Annotated in this window: 15 protein-coding genes; all 15 read right to left on the bottom strand. The window is 60.8% G+C overall.

The genetic code is table 11. The annotated features are described in order from the left end of the window. Position 1: 1 nt before the first annotated feature. A complete protein-coding gene (locus V6F78_RS04970; RefSeq protein ID WP_047293521.1) occupies positions 2-748 on the bottom strand; it encodes a hypothetical protein in 747 nt (248 codons plus the stop codon). Between the two features lie 46 nt (positions 749-794). Continuing rightward, complete coding sequence (locus V6F78_RS04965; protein ID WP_070414518.1) at positions 795-1475, bottom strand: C39 family peptidase; 681 nt, start codon at positions 1473-1475, stop codon at positions 795-797. 60 nt (positions 1476-1535) lie between these two features. After that, a complete protein-coding gene (locus tag V6F78_RS04960; RefSeq protein WP_047293517.1) occupies positions 1536-2282 on the bottom strand; it encodes a hypothetical protein in 747 nt (248 codons plus the stop codon). A 68-nt stretch (positions 2283-2350) separates the two neighbouring features. Beyond that, positions 2351-2914, bottom strand: a complete 564-nt coding sequence (locus tag V6F78_RS04955) for an adhesin (RefSeq protein ID WP_169838996.1) — start codon at positions 2912-2914, stop codon at positions 2351-2353. Position 2915: 1 nt separating this feature from the next. Further along, positions 2916-3380 (bottom strand): hypothetical protein, encoded by a 465-nt coding sequence (locus V6F78_RS04950; protein ID WP_169838997.1) that lies wholly within the window; start codon positions 3378-3380, stop codon positions 2916-2918. 323 nt (positions 3381-3703) lie between these two features. Beyond that, complete coding sequence (locus V6F78_RS04945; RefSeq protein WP_169838998.1) at positions 3704-4228, bottom strand: AAA family ATPase; 525 nt, start codon at positions 4226-4228, stop codon at positions 3704-3706. Next, positions 4225-4788 carry a nicotinamide riboside transporter PnuC gene (gene pnuC, locus V6F78_RS04940; protein ID WP_047274361.1) on the bottom strand — a complete coding sequence of 188 codons (564 nt, stop codon included), beginning with the start codon at positions 4786-4788 and terminating at the stop codon, positions 4225-4227. The genes V6F78_RS04945 and pnuC overlap by 4 nt, the downstream gene beginning before the upstream one ends. A gap of 70 nt (positions 4789-4858) precedes the next feature. Beyond that, complete coding sequence (locus tag V6F78_RS04935) at positions 4859-6466, bottom strand: ArnT family glycosyltransferase (protein WP_332726749.1); 1608 nt, start codon at positions 6464-6466, stop codon at positions 4859-4861. Between the two features lie 74 nt (positions 6467-6540). Then, positions 6541-7917, bottom strand: a complete 1377-nt coding sequence (locus V6F78_RS04930) for a UDP-glucose dehydrogenase family protein (RefSeq protein WP_332726748.1) — start codon at positions 7915-7917, stop codon at positions 6541-6543. Then, positions 7914-8321, bottom strand: coding sequence for a 4-amino-4-deoxy-L-arabinose-phosphoundecaprenol flippase subunit ArnF (arnF, locus tag V6F78_RS04925; protein ID WP_047274368.1), 408 nt, complete (start codon positions 8319-8321; stop codon positions 7914-7916). The genes V6F78_RS04930 and arnF overlap by 4 nt, the downstream gene beginning before the upstream one ends. Continuing rightward, entirely contained in the window at positions 8318-8662 is a 345-nt protein-coding gene (gene arnE, locus V6F78_RS04920; protein ID WP_047276589.1) for a 4-amino-4-deoxy-L-arabinose-phosphoundecaprenol flippase subunit ArnE, read from the bottom strand. The genes arnF and arnE overlap by 4 nt, the downstream gene beginning before the upstream one ends. After that, a complete protein-coding gene (arnT, locus tag V6F78_RS04915) occupies positions 8659-10311 on the bottom strand; it encodes a lipid IV(A) 4-amino-4-deoxy-L-arabinosyltransferase (RefSeq protein ID WP_047293509.1) in 1653 nt (550 codons plus the stop codon). The genes arnE and arnT overlap by 4 nt, the downstream gene beginning before the upstream one ends. Next, positions 10308-11192 (bottom strand): 4-deoxy-4-formamido-L-arabinose-phosphoundecaprenol deformylase, encoded by an 885-nt coding sequence (arnD, locus tag V6F78_RS04910; RefSeq protein WP_047293506.1) that lies wholly within the window; start codon positions 11190-11192, stop codon positions 10308-10310. Before arnD ends, arnT begins: the two co-directional genes overlap by 4 nt. Further along, positions 11192-13183 (bottom strand): bifunctional UDP-4-amino-4-deoxy-L-arabinose formyltransferase/UDP-glucuronic acid oxidase ArnA, encoded by a 1992-nt coding sequence (gene arnA / locus V6F78_RS04905; RefSeq protein WP_047293504.1) that lies wholly within the window; start codon positions 13181-13183, stop codon positions 11192-11194. The genes arnD and arnA overlap by 1 nt, the downstream gene beginning before the upstream one ends. Then, positions 13180-14193, bottom strand: coding sequence for an undecaprenyl-phosphate 4-deoxy-4-formamido-L-arabinose transferase (arnC, locus tag V6F78_RS04900; protein WP_047274376.1), 1014 nt, complete (start codon positions 14191-14193; stop codon positions 13180-13182). The genes arnA and arnC overlap by 4 nt, the downstream gene beginning before the upstream one ends. Positions 14194-14364 lie beyond the last annotated feature (171 nt).

Genomic DNA, 14364 nt, shown 5'->3' with positions numbered 1-14364 from the left:
TTCAATATCCTGCCGCACGAAGGGCTTTTAGTTGGTTGAGGTTTGAATTAAGTCCCTCAGTACTGGGCAGTTTATTGCCCAGCACCATATTCAATTGAGTCATGTTATTCACGGCATTGCCGCCGCCCAATAACGTGGTGTTCTGTAACACGCCACCTTGAGCGATTTGCTGTAACGAGTTGCCTTGATTGTTGTTGGCGGCTATAGCCATTTGAATGGCTCCATTGTTTATCGCCACACTGACACTACCTGCCGCGTTGCTTAATGAAACCGGATTAGTGGCCGTCAATACACTGCCTTGTTGAGTGAGCGCCGGTGCTTGACCGGATTGGCTGATGCTGATGTCCACATTGTTTAGCGCGCTGTTGTTATCCCCCGCGGCCCGCACGCTCTGGACGACGCCCTGGCCACTGCCCAGGCCGGCACCGCCCAGCACAATGCCGGTGCCGGTGTCGGGCTTGCCTTGTTGCGGGGTGCCTTGTTGGGAATAGGTGGACACATAAAACTGCGGCTTGACCGAATGTTGCAGGTGCAGGCTGGTACTGGCCCCAATGGTCGCGCCCTGAGCATTGGTCCAGGTGCTGCTCATGACCAGACCGAAACTGATAATGCGACCGGGCATGACAAAACGGCCGCGCAACTCTGACAGTTCCTGATCTTTTAACTCTATGGGTTTAAACGACGTTTCGGCCTGCACGTGCAGGCATGTCGCAAGGCAAGTTAGCGCCAGCCAATAGTGGATGTTCATGTGCTGCTCCCGGGAGCGTCCTGCCCGCCATGGTGAATGGGTGCCGTTAAAAAAAGTCACTCTGGATAAAGCCGAAGTCCAGCAACTCGGCATCTTTGACCGGGCTGAACGCATCCAGCGTGTTCTTGGCCGAGAGCGGAACCGGAGGGGTGCGCAGCGCATTGGACTTGTCATAACCGGGACCAATGACGGCAAACACAATACCGTTCCAGCCTTTAACAAAATCTTCCTGGCTGTACCGCTTGTGGCCCAACACGGGGTCGCCGATGTACACCCAGTTGTCTTGAGCCCGTTGCAGTACCACAAAATGCTTGTAGCCCCTTATGTCCAACAGCACGACCACCGGGACATTGATGTCTCGCAAGTTTTGGGCCGGGATGCGATACCCCCGGGCGCGCATGCCGATGCTCTCGATGTAGTGCTTCATGTCCAGCATCGAAAAGCCCTGGGTACGCACCAGGTCTTCATTGGCATTGACCAGCATGCCCTTGATCACGTGGTCTTCATCCACGTCCAGCCAATAAGCCTGACGCAAAATGGTGGCCAACGCGGCGGCACCGCAGCTGAAATCGGTTTTTTGCTCCACCAGATCGCTGAAGCGACGTTCGCGAATGCTCTGTACCGGCTTGAACACCAGGTTCCCGCCCGGTAACGCCGCAACTGGCATACGGGCCGCCTGCACCTCGCAGGTCAGGCCTAACAACAGGGCGAGCGCGATCCGCAACATGATGAAGTCACCTCACATGAAGAAAGGGCCTCTGCTGTAGAGGCCCTTCAACCCGCCGTGTTACATCGAAGTTTTGCTGATAGCCATCGAGTTGTTCTGCTGATTGCCGACCCCGGCCGAGACGTTGGCACCCACGTTACCGGAGGTGTACTTGATCGAGTCGTTGACGGTCGAGTTGTTGCTCACCGGCACACGGGTGGTGGTGGGGTGATGCCAAGGGGTGTGGGTGCTGACCGAACTCAGGTCATTGACCACCGCCAGGTTATTGGAGGTTTGTACCGTGCCGGCTGCCGCACTGGCCAGATTGCCACCGGACACGGCGATAGCCAGGTTGTTTTTCTGTTGGTTGAGGTCGCCTGCGGACACGTTCACCCCAATGTTGCCGGAGGTGTTTCGGATGGAGTCGTTGAGCGTGGCGCCGTTTTGCGTGCCGTGGTTATTCACTTTGTTGTAGTTGTTGGTCTGGCTGGCACTCACGACGGCCGCCGCAGTGCCGAGCACAAAGTTCTGGTCACTGCTGGCAATGGCGGCGGCGTTGTCCTGCTGGTTACCCGAGCCGGACGCTACGTTGACCCCGACGTTACCGTTGGTGCTTTTCACAGAGTCAGTGACTTTTGCGCTGTTGAGCGTGCCGTTATTGGTGATGTTGTTGTCATGACTGACCTGCACATCAGCGATCACGGCGCTGGCGCCACTCGTGGCTGCCGGTGTCGGGGTGGGGTGGCGATTACTGTCTGCTTGTGCTGCCACAGCCATCAGTGCAGCCAGAGCGAAGACCAGTGGTTTGAGAGCCATTGTTGGTTTCATGATGTTTCTCCATGCTTCATCAGTTATGTGTGTGTTGGCATACGTCATTGCACTTCGCGTAACCCGAGTCACTGCGTGACCCGTACATTCAGGGTGTTAGCCATGCGGTTCCCCACCCCGGCACTCTGGTTGACCTGAACCACTCCGCGGCTGCCGGTGAAGGCCTGATCGCTGGTAACGACCTGGCGGCTGCCCGTGTTGAGTGATCCCGCTCCCGAGTTTGGTTGCAACGCCACGTTTTGCTGGGACAAGGCGTTGTCATCGATGCTTTGCGGTCCGGCGCCCACGGCGACCCGTACAGCGTTGACCATCTGGTTGTTGGCACCGGCAGACTGGTTGACCCCCAGCAGGCCGCTGCCATGGCTGAACGAGTCGCCGCCAATGCTGGCCCGGGCGTTCATCGCGGGGTCTGCCGGACCTGTGAGTTGTTGCGTGACCCCGGCCGTGGCCTGGGCCTGATTGCCAATGGCAATGGCGCGGCTGTTGACTTGCTGCTGCTGAGTGCCTGAAGCCTGATTGATCATCAGGTTGCCGGTGTAATGGGCACCCGAGGCATTGATGTCGGCCTGATTGCTGTCAGCCAGCACCGGTGCAGCGACCAGCACGGTCAAGAGCAGCGCGAGGTTGTTCATGTCATTGCCCGCCCAGCGAGGTGAGCGGGCGCATGCCTTGCTCAACACTGCGGTTGATCTGGCCGCCGAGTGAGCCCAGCGAGCCACCGCCGCTGCCGCCCCCGGCACGTGCAGTGCTGGTCAAACCGGGCATGCCGCTGTTTTGATTCAGCAGGCCCGGCACGTTGCCAGTGCCGGTGTTGATGACGCGGGTGATGCTGGAACCGGTGCTGACGCGAGCAAAGTCCCCGTCCCCCAGTTCGCCGTGGGTGATGACGGCATTGATCTGGGCGGCCGGGTTGGCATTGACCGTGGTGGGGTTGGGATCAGGTGGCGGCACAATGCTGCCGACGGCGCGTGGGTAGACATGGCGGGTAATCACAATTTCACCCGTGCCATCGGCCTGTGCGTTCACGCACACCAGCCATGCACCGAAGCTGCACGCCAGTAGCAGGTGACGCGTGAGTAATGTGCGTGAAGTCCCCATGACCGTATTCCTTCTTCAATACGCTGGCCCTGATCAGCGTTGTGAAGGAGAGAGCAGAAGCTGTGCCGCTTTTTAAACGTACTTATAAATCAATGGGTTGAATCTTGAGGATGGGCGCCAGGCGAACCGCTGTTTCAGCGTTGGTACAGGGGAGTGGGCGGGGCGGGCTAAGAAAGACTGGGGCTGCAGGACGTTTACGGGGCAGAACGCCCTCTGTAACGAGGGTGTTACACAGCACCCGCTGCCACCCTTGAGACCCTGCGGCATAAGGGTTTCGCGGCAGGCGTGTGTTTCAGCAGCGGACACTTTTGGGTGAAACAGGGTCAATTTGCCAGTAATTGTCGAACGGCGTCCATGGCGCTGGCCTGTCGATCCTGCCAACTGCCGCGAATGATGCGCAGGGGCTGGGCATGCCGTTGCAGCCAGTCCCGGCTTTGCTCGAAGAAGTGTTGGCGCTCGGCCAGGCTCGGCTGGCAGCGCAGGCCGTCGGGCGTCCACTCCACATCCTCGGGCGACAGCAGCAGGTGCATATCGTAGTGGCGGCTCAGCAGCTCCGGCTCCAGCCAGTCCGGGCAGGCGCCGAACAGGGTGGTGCTCCACAGCATATTGCTCAGCAAGTGGGTGTCGAGGATCAGCAAGGAGGGCTGTTGCGCGCGGGCGGCGTCTTCCCAGGCCAATTGCCCGCGGGCGATGGCCGGGATATCAGCCAGGCAGGTATCGCGGGGGTGAAGGGCCATGAAGTGACGCACGTATTCGCCCACCAGCAGGCCACCGAAGTGCTGGTGCAACTGCGCGGACAACCAGCTCTTGCCGCTGGATTCCGGACCCGCCAATACCACGACCTTCATGTACGCAACGCCGGGTCGAGACGCCAGTCGCGCCAGCCCTGAATCGCGATCACCGTGAACAGCGCATACAGCCCGGCGGTCAGGTACAAACCTTTGTAGACAAACAGGCCGACGAAGATGACGTCCACCACAAACCACAGCGCCCAGCACTGCAATCGTTTTTGCGCCATCCACAGTTGGGCCACCAGACTGAACCCGGTCAGCGCAGCATCCAGCCAGGGTTGGGCCGCGTCGGTCCAGTGGGCCATGGCTGCGCCAAGCGCGAGGCTGCCCACCGCGCCGATGGCCAGACCGGTCACCACCTGACGGGCAGTGAGCGCCGTGACCTGGCGCCCCTGGTGTTGTGCACCGGCGCGTGTCCATTGCCACCAGCCATACAGTTGCAGCGCGGCGTAAACCACCTGCAAGAGCATGTCCGAATACAGCTTCACTTCGAAGAAGATCCAGCTGTAGAGCAGCACCATGACCAACCCGATCGGCCAGCACCAAGGGTTCTGTTTGACTGTCAACCAGACGGCGATGACACCGAGCGCAGCGGCAAACAGTTCAAGCCCTGACATGGAGGTTCCTTGGCGTGGGGAAAAGCCGGGGATTGTAACCGCAGCCGAGCCCTTTGGGGCACTGGGCGCGTCAGGGTTTTTTCAGCAGCACCATGTCGTTCTTGTCAAAGCGCCCGCTCAGTGTCGGCACCGTGTTGCCCAAGACGGTGCCGTGCAAGCCCTGGTAGTCCTGGCGGTCCATGATGACCCAGGCCCGCCCGCTGATCGTGCCCAGTTCGGCAGGCGTCTGGGTGAACACCGGTTGCAGATCGCGCTCGACATTGACCATGAACTTGATGGCCTTGGCATCCTTGCCCATGCCATGCAACACCAGGGGCTGTGGGGTTTGATCAATCAGGCGCATGGCCTCACGGGTGAATGTGCGTGTGTCGTACTCACGGCGTGCGTAAGGCTCGTACACCATGATGTAGGCCGACCACACGGCCAGCACCGCGCAGGCGGCCAATCCCGTCGTGCGCCAGCGGGTGTTGAACAGCGTACCCACGGCCAGCAGTTGCAGGACGGCCAATCCCGTCAGTGCCGTGTTCAACGCCGGCAGCGGTTCATCGAGACGTTTACCCGCCATCACCAACCCTGCAAACAACAGGCCCGGCAACAGCAGCAACACGCCCAGCGTCAAGCCGCGCAACAGCGCAAAAGTACGCCCTTGCCGCCCCTGAAACGGGTACGCCGCAATGACCGCCGCCATGGGCAACATCGGCAGCAGGTAGCGGGCTTTCTTGGCCTGGGGGATGGACAGCCCGACCATCACGATCAGCCCCGCCCCCACGCAGTATTTGACCAGCGTTAATGCGGCGTCGGGTTCTTTGCGACCGCTCAGCACGAGAGCGGCCAACACCAGGGCGGCCAGCGGGTACGCCAGCGCGTAGTTGCCCATAGCGCTGGTGAAGTAATACAGCACGCTGCTGGCGCCTTCGGTGCCATCCATACGCCCGGTCACCTGCATGCGGATCACTTCATGCACGAAGGTTTCACCGCCGGCGATCCAGGCCAACGCCAGCAACACCCCGATGCACACAACGAGCAGGGCAGCGGCCTGCATGCCCGTGGTCAGCATCCGTCGCCATTGACCGCCGAGTACGAAATACACACAGAGCATGCCGGTGGGAATCACCAACCCGATGGGGCCGCGCAAGGCAAACCCCAGCACCAGTAAGGCCAGCACACCGGCGTGTCGGCGCGGTGCACCCAAATGGTCGTGGGCGTAGGCCAGGTAAAAAACACCGAGGCTGACCGCCGCCAGCATCTGGTCCAGTGACACGGCGCGGGTTTCGGTGATGAACGTCATGCTCAGCAACAATAACGCTACGCTCATCACCGCCCACTGCCGCGAATGCGGGGCGACCAGGCGCCAGGTCAGGGTCACGATTGTCGCGCTGGCAATCGCAGTCGGCAGCCAGGCCGTCAGCCGGGTGACTTCACCGAACGGTACCGAGAGTAGCCAGATCAAAAACGTCGACGTGGCGCTGTAGTCGGGGTACGGCTGGCCATAGGTGGTGGGAAAGACGCTGGGGCCGTGGCGCAGCATTTCTTGGGCAAACAGCACAAAGCGCGAGTCAAAGCCGATGGTTGCCTGAGTGTGCTCACCCAGCACAAACAGCAGCAACGCCAGCGCTCCGGCTATCAGGGACTGCCTGCGTTGAAGGTGTAACGCCGGACGGGAGCTATGGGCAGGCATATTGAGTTTCCGTGACTCCGAAAAATGCACAAAAAAACGCCGCCACTGTTGCCAATGGCGGCGTTGCAGGCGCCTTAAAGGCGTACAGCCGACGGCATGGTGCCGGGCGAAAGCGGCAAGTTGCAGGATTCGCCACGCCCCATCGGGAAATACTGCAGGCCGGCTTTGGCCAACCGCTCACCGTCGTACAGGTTGCGCCCGTCGAAAATCACCGGGGTTTTGAGGCGCTGTTTGATCAGCTCAACGTCCGGTGCTTTGAACTGCTGCCACTCGGTGCACACGATCAGTGCGTCGGCCCCGGTCAGGGTGGACTCCGGCGTGCCCATCAGGCTCAGGCGCGGCTCGTCCCCATACAGCCGCTGGGTTTCTTGCATGGCTTCCGGGTCGAAAGCGCGAACATGCGCGCCCGCAGCCCACAACGCCTCCATCAGCACGCGGCTTGGCGCGTCACGCATGTCGTCGGTGTTGGGTTTGAACGCAAGGCCCCACAAGGCAAACGTCTTCCCGGCCAGATCGCCGTTGAAGAAGGCGCGGATGCGCTCGAACAGCTTGTGCTTTTGCCGCTCGTTGATGGCTTCGACGGCTTGCAACAAGTCGCTGGAGCAGTTGGCTTGCTTGGCGCTCTGGATCAGCGCCCGCATGTCTTTGGGAAAGCATGAGCCGCCGTAGCCGCAGCCGGGGTAGATAAAGTGATAACCGATGCGTGTATCGGCCCCGATGCCCAGGCGCACAGCCTCGATGTCGGCCCCCAAGTGTTCGGCCAGCTCGGCGATCTGGTTAATGAAACTGATCTTGGTGGCCAGCATGCAGTTAGCGGCGTATTTGGTCAGCTCGGCACTGCGCAGGTCCATAAACATGATGCGGTCATGGTTGCGGTTGAACGGGGCATACAGGTCACGCATGACCTCGCGCACCTCTTCGCGTTCGCAGCCAATGATGATGCGGTCCGGGCGGCGGCAATCGGAAACGGCTGAGCCTTCCTTGAGAAACTCGGGGTTGGACACCACGTCAAATCGCAGCGTGCGGCCACTCTGTTTCAGGGCGTTATTGATGTGCAGGGTCAGCGCGTCGCCGGTGCCCACGGGGACGGTGGATTTCTCCACCAGAATCACCGGCTCTTCGCGGTGACGGGCCACGGCATCGCCCACGCAAAACAGCGCGCTCAGGTCAGCCGAACCGTCTTCGCTGGGCGGGGTGCCGACGGCAATAAACAGCACCTGACCGTGCTCCACGGCCAGCTTTTCATCACTGGTGAACCGCAGGCGCTTGCTGTCGAGGTTCTCGCGCACCAGAGCGCTGAGCCCCGGTTCAAAGATGCTGACGTGGCCTTGCTGCAACAACTCGACCTTGTGTTGATCGATGTCCATGCAGATCACATCGTGACCGACTTCCGCCAACACCGTCGCCTGCACCAGGCCTACATAACCACTACCGAATACACTGATTTTCATGCGCAGTTCCTGGAACTTGGGGGACGTCGAGAGTTGATGGTGAGCACGCCGAGAATGACCAGCGTCACGCCCAGGGTTTTTGAAAGCGTGAAACTTTCATGGAACATCGGCAGGCTGGCGGCCAGCAGGTACACCAAGGCATAGCTGATGCTCAGTAACGAGTACGCGCGACCCAGCGGCAGGTCGCGCAACGCCAGCAACCAGCACAGCATCGACAGCGCGTACGCCACGATGGCGCCACTGACCACGGCCACTGCGGCCAGCGAGACCTCGCCATGACGCAGCGCGTCCAGCCAGTGGGTCGGCTCCGGCAAGCGCGTCATGCTCCAGCGCATGCCCAATTGGGCGCTGCTGACCAGTACTACACTGGCGCTGGCAAAGGTGAATCCACGGCGCAAGCTCATGCGTGTTGCCCCAGCAGTGCCACACCGGCGATCACCAGCCCCACGCCACACCAGTGGCGCAGGTCGATGTGTTCCTTGAACAGGTAACGCGCCACCAGGGTAATCAGCACAAAGTTGAGGCTGAGCATCGGGTAGGCCACCCCGACCTCCAGCCGTTGCAGGACCAGTAACCACACCAGCAGGCCCAGCCCGAGGCACAGCAACGCCAGCCACAACCAGGGCGAGCGCAGCTTGGCGGCAATGCCTGCGTCCACCCCGCGCCAGCCTTCGACTGCATATTTCTGCGCGATCTGGCCCGCGCAGGTCAGCACACAGGCCATGAGCAACAACACAAGGGTCATGGCGCGCTCTGCGGGAAGATCAGAATCACCATGTTGCCTTCGTCGTAGCGCTTGGCATCGTTGGGCAGCATGTCCATTTCATGGCTTTCATCGCTGTTTTTTACCCGCATTACCACACCTACGGGGCCTTTGAGGCGGGCGGCACTGAGCCATGGACCGACCTCGGCCAGGCCGATGCTTTTGCCTTGGGCGTCGTCGTAGGTCAGGCCGTATTTCACCTCGCCCTGGGTGTTGTACAACGTCACATCCGGACGGCGCAGGCGCCAGGCCAGCGCCGAGGCCGCGCCCAGGTCGTTGCTGAGCAATGAAGTGGCCGGCGTCAGTTCCTCGATGTGTTCCAGCACGAACTGGTCGGGCATTTTGTTGTGCACCACGCTGCTGGGCATGGCCGCCGGCAGCAACAGAACCAGCGCGCCCATGCTCAGGGCCGGCGCCGCCCACAGCGAGAGCGGGCGCCACAGTTGCACGGCACCGGCGACGATCCAGGTCAGCAGCACGATCACCAGCAGGGTCATGTGCAGCGGTTCGTTGTCGTAGAAAGGCTTTTTGATTTGGAAGTAGATCAACGCCACCAGACCCACCCCTGCCAGCAACAGGTTGACCAGTGCATTGGTGCGCAAGGCGCCGGTTTGCGCATGCTCCACGCGTTGCATCAGTGCGTGACCCAGCAGCAATGCCAGCGGCAGCATGCACGGCATGATGTAGGTCGGCAGTTTGCCTTTGCTCAGGCTGAACAGGGCCAGCGGCAGCAGTATCCACAGCAGTACAAACACCACCTTGACGTTGCGCCTGTTGTGCCAGGCATCCTTAAAGGTCACGGGCAGCAAAGCGGCCCACGGCAAGCTGGATACCACCAGCAGCGGCAGGTAGAACCACCACGGACGGCCGTGTTGCGCATCCTCACCGGCAAAACGGCGAATGTGTTCATGCCAAAAGAAAAAACGCCAGTAGTCCGGTTCCTGGGCATGCACCGCCAGCACCCAAGGCAGTGACACCAGTGCCGCCACCAGCATGGCCAGCAGGCCGAACTTGACCATTTCGACAAAGCGTTTCTGCCAGATCATGTAGGGCAGGGCGATCAGCACCGGTAGCAAAAACGCCAGAAAACCCTTGGTCATGAAGCCCATGCCGCACGCAAAGCCCAACACGGCCCAGCTGATGACGCGCTCGCGCCCGCTGCGGCTGTCCACGGCAAACCACAGCGCCACCAGGCTCAGGTTGACCCAGAAGGTGAATTGCGGATCGAGGTTGGCGTAACCCGCTTGCCCCGCGATCAAGCCGAACGTCATGTAGATCAACGCGCAGGCCACGCTCTTGCGTGGGTCGTTCCACAGGCGCCGTGCCACACAGTAGGCCAGCAACACGCTGAGGCCGGTGGCCAGCGCCGACGCAATGCGCACGCCAAACAGGTTTTCGCCAAAAATGGCCTGGCCGAGGGCGATCATCCAGTAACCGGCGATGGGTTTTTCGAAGTAGCGCAAGTCCATGAAATGCGGCGTGACCCAATTGCCATCAATCAGGATCTGCTGACCGATTTGCGCATACCGGGATTCGTCAGGGATCCACAGGCCGTGGGTGCCCAGCGGCACTAGATAGAACGCGACAAACGCCAGTATCAGCAACGGTATTGCCCAGCGATTGAGGGTCATGGTTGCTGCACTCCCAGCCAGCCTTCACGGCCTTCCAGCACGCCACGGCTCAATTGCCCGGTGGGGATGCTGTCGGGATCGCTGGGTAACAGCGCGCCCAAGGGCTGGAAATGAATGTCGCGGGCGCGTGCCTGCGCCAGCAGTTGCCGGAAGTCGTTTGCCATAAGAATCCCTTCTACTTCTGCATGGATGGTGTAGGCATTCAGCGTGTGCGGGCTGAAGCGTTCAAGAATGTAGGCGTTGAAGTCGGCCGCGCTCAGGTGCGGCCCCACGACTTCATCGAAGGTTGGTAAGTCCACAGGGATTTGCGGCGTGCCCAACTGGCCATCGGCCAGACGAGGCCGGAACAGGCTGTGCCCGCGGCAATCACTGTTGTAACGAAAGCCAAAGGCCTGCTTGGCCTCGACCACGCGTTCATCGGCGCGCCAGCCCGCGGCGGCCGAACACTCGACCGCCTGGCCGGTGATGTCGCTCAGGGTGTCGACACCCCGGCGGATCTGCTCGATCAATTGCGCCTGCGACCAACGCCCGGCGTTGGCTTGCCAGCCGTGGTGATCCCACGCGTGCAAGCCCACTTCATGGCCCGCGGCCAGGGTCTGGCGCATCAGGTGCCCCAGCTCCTTGCCAATCGGCTTGCCCGGCCAGGCGGTGCCCGCCAGCAAAATGTCCCAGCCATACAGGCTGGCGGCTTTGGAACGCATCATTTTCCAGAAGAACTGGGGCTTGATCAGCCGCCACAGATGGCGGCCCATGTTATCCGGCCCCACGCTGAAGAAAAACGTGGCTTTGATTTGAGCTTCATCCAGCAGTTCGAGCAGTTGCGGAACCCCTTCTCGGGTTCCGCGGTACGTGTCGACGTCGATACGCAGGCCTGCTTGCATTAGCGTTTTTCCGCGATTTCTACCATGGCTTCACGCAGGAAGAAGTCCAGAGTCTTGCCAATGGTTTCGCTCAGTTCGGTGGTCGGTGTCCAGTCGATCAGGCGACGGGCGTTTTCAACGCTCGGTTTGCGGTGACTGACGTCCTGATAACCGGTGCCGTAGAACGACTGGCTCTCAACGTCGCGGAAACCGGCGAACGGCGGGAAGTTGTCGCGCAGCGGGTGGGCTTCGAACTGACGCAGTAACTCTTCGCCCAGTTGACGGATGCTGGCTTCGTTTTCCGGGTTGCCGATGTTGATGATCTGGCCGTCGCATTTGCCGTCGCGGTTCTCGATGATGCGCGCCAGCGCTTCGATGCCGTCGGCCACGTCGGTGAAGCAACGCTTTTGCTCACCGCCATCCACCAGACGGATCGGCGTGCCTTCCACCAGATGCAAAATCAGTTGGGTAATTGCGCGCGAGCTGCCCACCCGTGCCGAATCCAGACGGTCCAGACGCGGGCCCATCCAGTTGAACGGACGGAACAGGGTGAATTTCAGGCCTTTCTGGCCATAAGCCCAAATCACTCGGTCGAGCAACTGCTTGGACACCGAGTAGATCCAGCGCTGCTTGTTGATCGGGCCGACGATCAGGTTGGAGGTGTCTTCGTCGAAATTCTTGTCTTGGCACATGCCATACACTTCGGACGTCGACGGGAAAATCACCCGCTTGTTGTATTTGACGCAGTAGCGCACGAGCTTGAGGTTTTCCTCGAAGTCGAGCTCGAACACCCGCAGCGGGTTACGGGTGTACTCGATCGGCGTGGCGATGGCCACCAGCGGCAAGACCACGTCGCATTTTTTGATGTGGTACTCGATCCACTCGGTGTGGATGCTGATGTCGCCTTCCACAAAGTGGAAGTTCGGGTGGCTGCGCAGGCGGTCAATGGCGTCGGAGCCAATGTCCAGGCCATACACTTCGTAGCGGTCGTCTTGCAGCAGGCGCTCGGACAGGTGGTTACCGATAAACCCGTTGACCCCGAGGATCAGCACGCGGGTGCGGCGGGCAGGGCGCCCGGACTCACTGCCGCGCAGGCGCGAGCCATCCACCAGACCCAGTTCGCGGGCCAGTTGCGGGCCGCTCAGGTACAGGCCGTCGGCGTTGCGTTGACCGGCGGTGATGACCAGCGAGTCTTTGCCGCAGGCGATGCGCAGCGGTTCACAGCTGATGACGTGGCCCGGCGCCAGCCCGGCATTACCCGGCATCACCTCGGCGGCCCAGACAATCAGTTTGTGCTCGCCCACGGCGCAGAACGCGCCTGGATACGGTTGCGTCACCGCCCGTACCAGATTGAACAATTCTTCAGCCGGACGCGCCCATTGCAGCAGGCCATCAGCGGCGGTGCGACGCCCGAAGTACGTGGCTTTGGATTCGTCTTGCGGGGTTTCGGTCAGCTTGCCTTCCGGCAGCAGGGGCAAGGTTTCGGCCAACAAGGCTGCCGCGCTTTCGCGCAGCTTGGCGTGCAGGCTCAGCGCGGTGTCGCTGCGTTCAATGCTGACCCGTTGCTGGGCCACAATGGCACCGGCATCCGCGCGTTTGACCATGCGGTGCAGGGTGACGCCGGTCTCGGTTTCACCGTTGACCAGCACCCAGTTGGCCGGGGCCCGGCCACGGTAGCGCGGCAGCAGCGAGCCATGCAGGTTGAAGGCGCCTTGGCTGACGCTGGCGAGCAATTCTTCGCCCAGCAAATGACGGTAATAGAACGAGAAGAGGTAGTCGGCGTTCAGTTTGCGAATGCGCTCGACCCACAACGGGTGGTTGGCGTCTTCGGGCGCATGCACCGGAATGCCTTTGCGCGCACACAGTTGGGCAACCGAACCGTAAAAGTTGTTTTCCTTCGGGTCATCAGCATGGGTGAACACCGCTGCGATTTCATACCCGGCGTTGAGCAAAGCATCGATGCCGGTGCAGCCAATATCGTGATAGGCGAAAACTACGGCTTTCAAACTCATGATTGGACCTGTGTCGAGGTGGAAATAGAAGAAGGGGTCGTCGAAACGTCAGCCTTGGCCGGCTCGGCGCGCACGATTTTTTCGATAAAGAAGCGTGGCCGGGCCCGCACATCGCTGTACATGCGGCCCAGGTATTCACCCAGCAGGCCCATGCCAATGAACTGTCCGCCGGTGAACACAAACAGCACCGCAAACAGGACGAACGTGCCGTCACCGGCCCAGGTCGCCCCAAAGATCAGGCGCAACACGATCAGCAGGATGGCGAACAGCCCGCCCAGCAAAGCCATGCTGAAGCCGATGATGCTCAGCAGGCGCAACGGCGTGGTGGTCATGCAGGTCACCAGATCGAACATCAGGTTGATCAGGCGCATGGGGCTGTACTTGGAATCGCCGTGCTCGCGCTCGGCATGTTCGACCAGCACTTCAGTGGTGTGCCGCGCGAAGCTGTTGGCCAGAATCGGAATGAACGTGCTGCGTTCGCGGCACGCCAGCATGGCGTCGACGATGGTACGGCGATAGGCGCGCAACATGCAGCCGTAGTCACTCATGGCAACCCCGGTGGAGCGCTGCACGGCCAGGTTGATCAGGCGTGACGGCCAGCGGCGCCAGGCTGAGTCCTGACGGTTGTTGCGCACGGTGCCGACCACGTCGTAGCCCAGCGCGGCCTGAGCCACCAGGCGCGGGATTTCTTCGGGCGGGTTTTGCAGGTCGGCGTCCAGCGTGATAACGACATCACCTCTGGAATGTTCGAAACCGGCCATGATTGCGGCGTGCTGGCCATAGTTGCGGTTCAAAATCACCGCCACCACGGGGCTGCCTTCGCGCTCGGCCGCTTCCTGGAGAATGCTGGCCGATTCATCGCGGCTGCCGTCATCCACCAGCACAATTTCATAGGGTTGCGACAGTTGCGCACACGCCGCTTCAGTACGACGCAACAACTCAGGCAAACTTTGTTCTTCGTTGTAGACCGGAATGACGATAGACACACACTGGATGGGGTAGGGTTTCAAAGTATTCGTTCCAGTCAGTTTCAATGGCACAAGACGGCAAGTCTTAACTCAACACGCACACACGGGCACTGCACATAACACCCACAGGGATTAAAGCCTATTGCGGACAAAGGTAAAGCCCTCAACGGCGTTATCTACATGATTTTCCTACGAACTCTTGGCGCGGTTGGG

The sequence above is a fragment of the Pseudomonas sp. ESBL9 genome, assembly GCF_036668715.1.
GTDB lineage: Bacteria > Pseudomonadota > Gammaproteobacteria > Pseudomonadales > Pseudomonadaceae > Aquipseudomonas > Aquipseudomonas lundensis.
This window is presented reverse-complemented; position numbering and strand designations above follow the sequence as displayed.

Excerpts from the sequence above, each read along its gene's own strand:
- V6F78_RS04960 (WP_047293517.1), bottom strand. The coding sequence starts at position 2,282 with ATGAAACCAACAATGGCTCTCAAACCACTGGTCTTCGCTCTGGCTGCA.
- arnD (WP_047293506.1), bottom strand. The coding sequence starts at position 11,192 with ATGCAAGCAGGCCTGCGTATCGACGTCGACACGTACCGCGGAACCCGA.
- V6F78_RS04935 (WP_332726749.1), bottom strand. The coding sequence starts at position 6,466 with ATGCCTGCCCATAGCTCCCGTCCGGCGTTACACCTTCAACGCAGGCAG.
- V6F78_RS04955 (WP_169838996.1), bottom strand. The coding sequence starts at position 2,914 with ATGAACAACCTCGCGCTGCTCTTGACCGTGCTGGTCGCTGCACCGGTG.
- V6F78_RS04950 (WP_169838997.1), bottom strand. The coding sequence starts at position 3,380 with ATGGGGACTTCACGCACATTACTCACGCGTCACCTGCTACTGGCGTGC.
- arnT (WP_047293509.1), bottom strand. The coding sequence starts at position 10,311 with ATGACCCTCAATCGCTGGGCAATACCGTTGCTGATACTGGCGTTTGTC.
- arnE (WP_047276589.1), bottom strand. The coding sequence starts at position 8,662 with ATGACCCTTGTGTTGTTGCTCATGGCCTGTGTGCTGACCTGCGCGGGC.
- arnA (WP_047293504.1), bottom strand. The coding sequence starts at position 13,183 with ATGAGTTTGAAAGCCGTAGTTTTCGCCTATCACGATATTGGCTGCACC.
- arnF (WP_047274368.1), bottom strand. The coding sequence starts at position 8,321 with ATGAGCTTGCGCCGTGGATTCACCTTTGCCAGCGCCAGTGTAGTACTG.
- pnuC (WP_047274361.1), bottom strand. The coding sequence starts at position 4,788 with ATGTCAGGGCTTGAACTGTTTGCCGCTGCGCTCGGTGTCATCGCCGTC.
- V6F78_RS04965 (WP_070414518.1), bottom strand. The coding sequence starts at position 1,475 with ATGTTGCGGATCGCGCTCGCCCTGTTGTTAGGCCTGACCTGCGAGGTG.
- V6F78_RS04930 (WP_332726748.1), bottom strand. The coding sequence starts at position 7,917 with ATGAAAATCAGTGTATTCGGTAGTGGTTATGTAGGCCTGGTGCAGGCG.
- V6F78_RS04970 (WP_047293521.1), bottom strand. The coding sequence starts at position 748 with ATGAACATCCACTATTGGCTGGCGCTAACTTGCCTTGCGACATGCCTG.
- V6F78_RS04945 (WP_169838998.1), bottom strand. The coding sequence starts at position 4,228 with ATGAAGGTCGTGGTATTGGCGGGTCCGGAATCCAGCGGCAAGAGCTGG.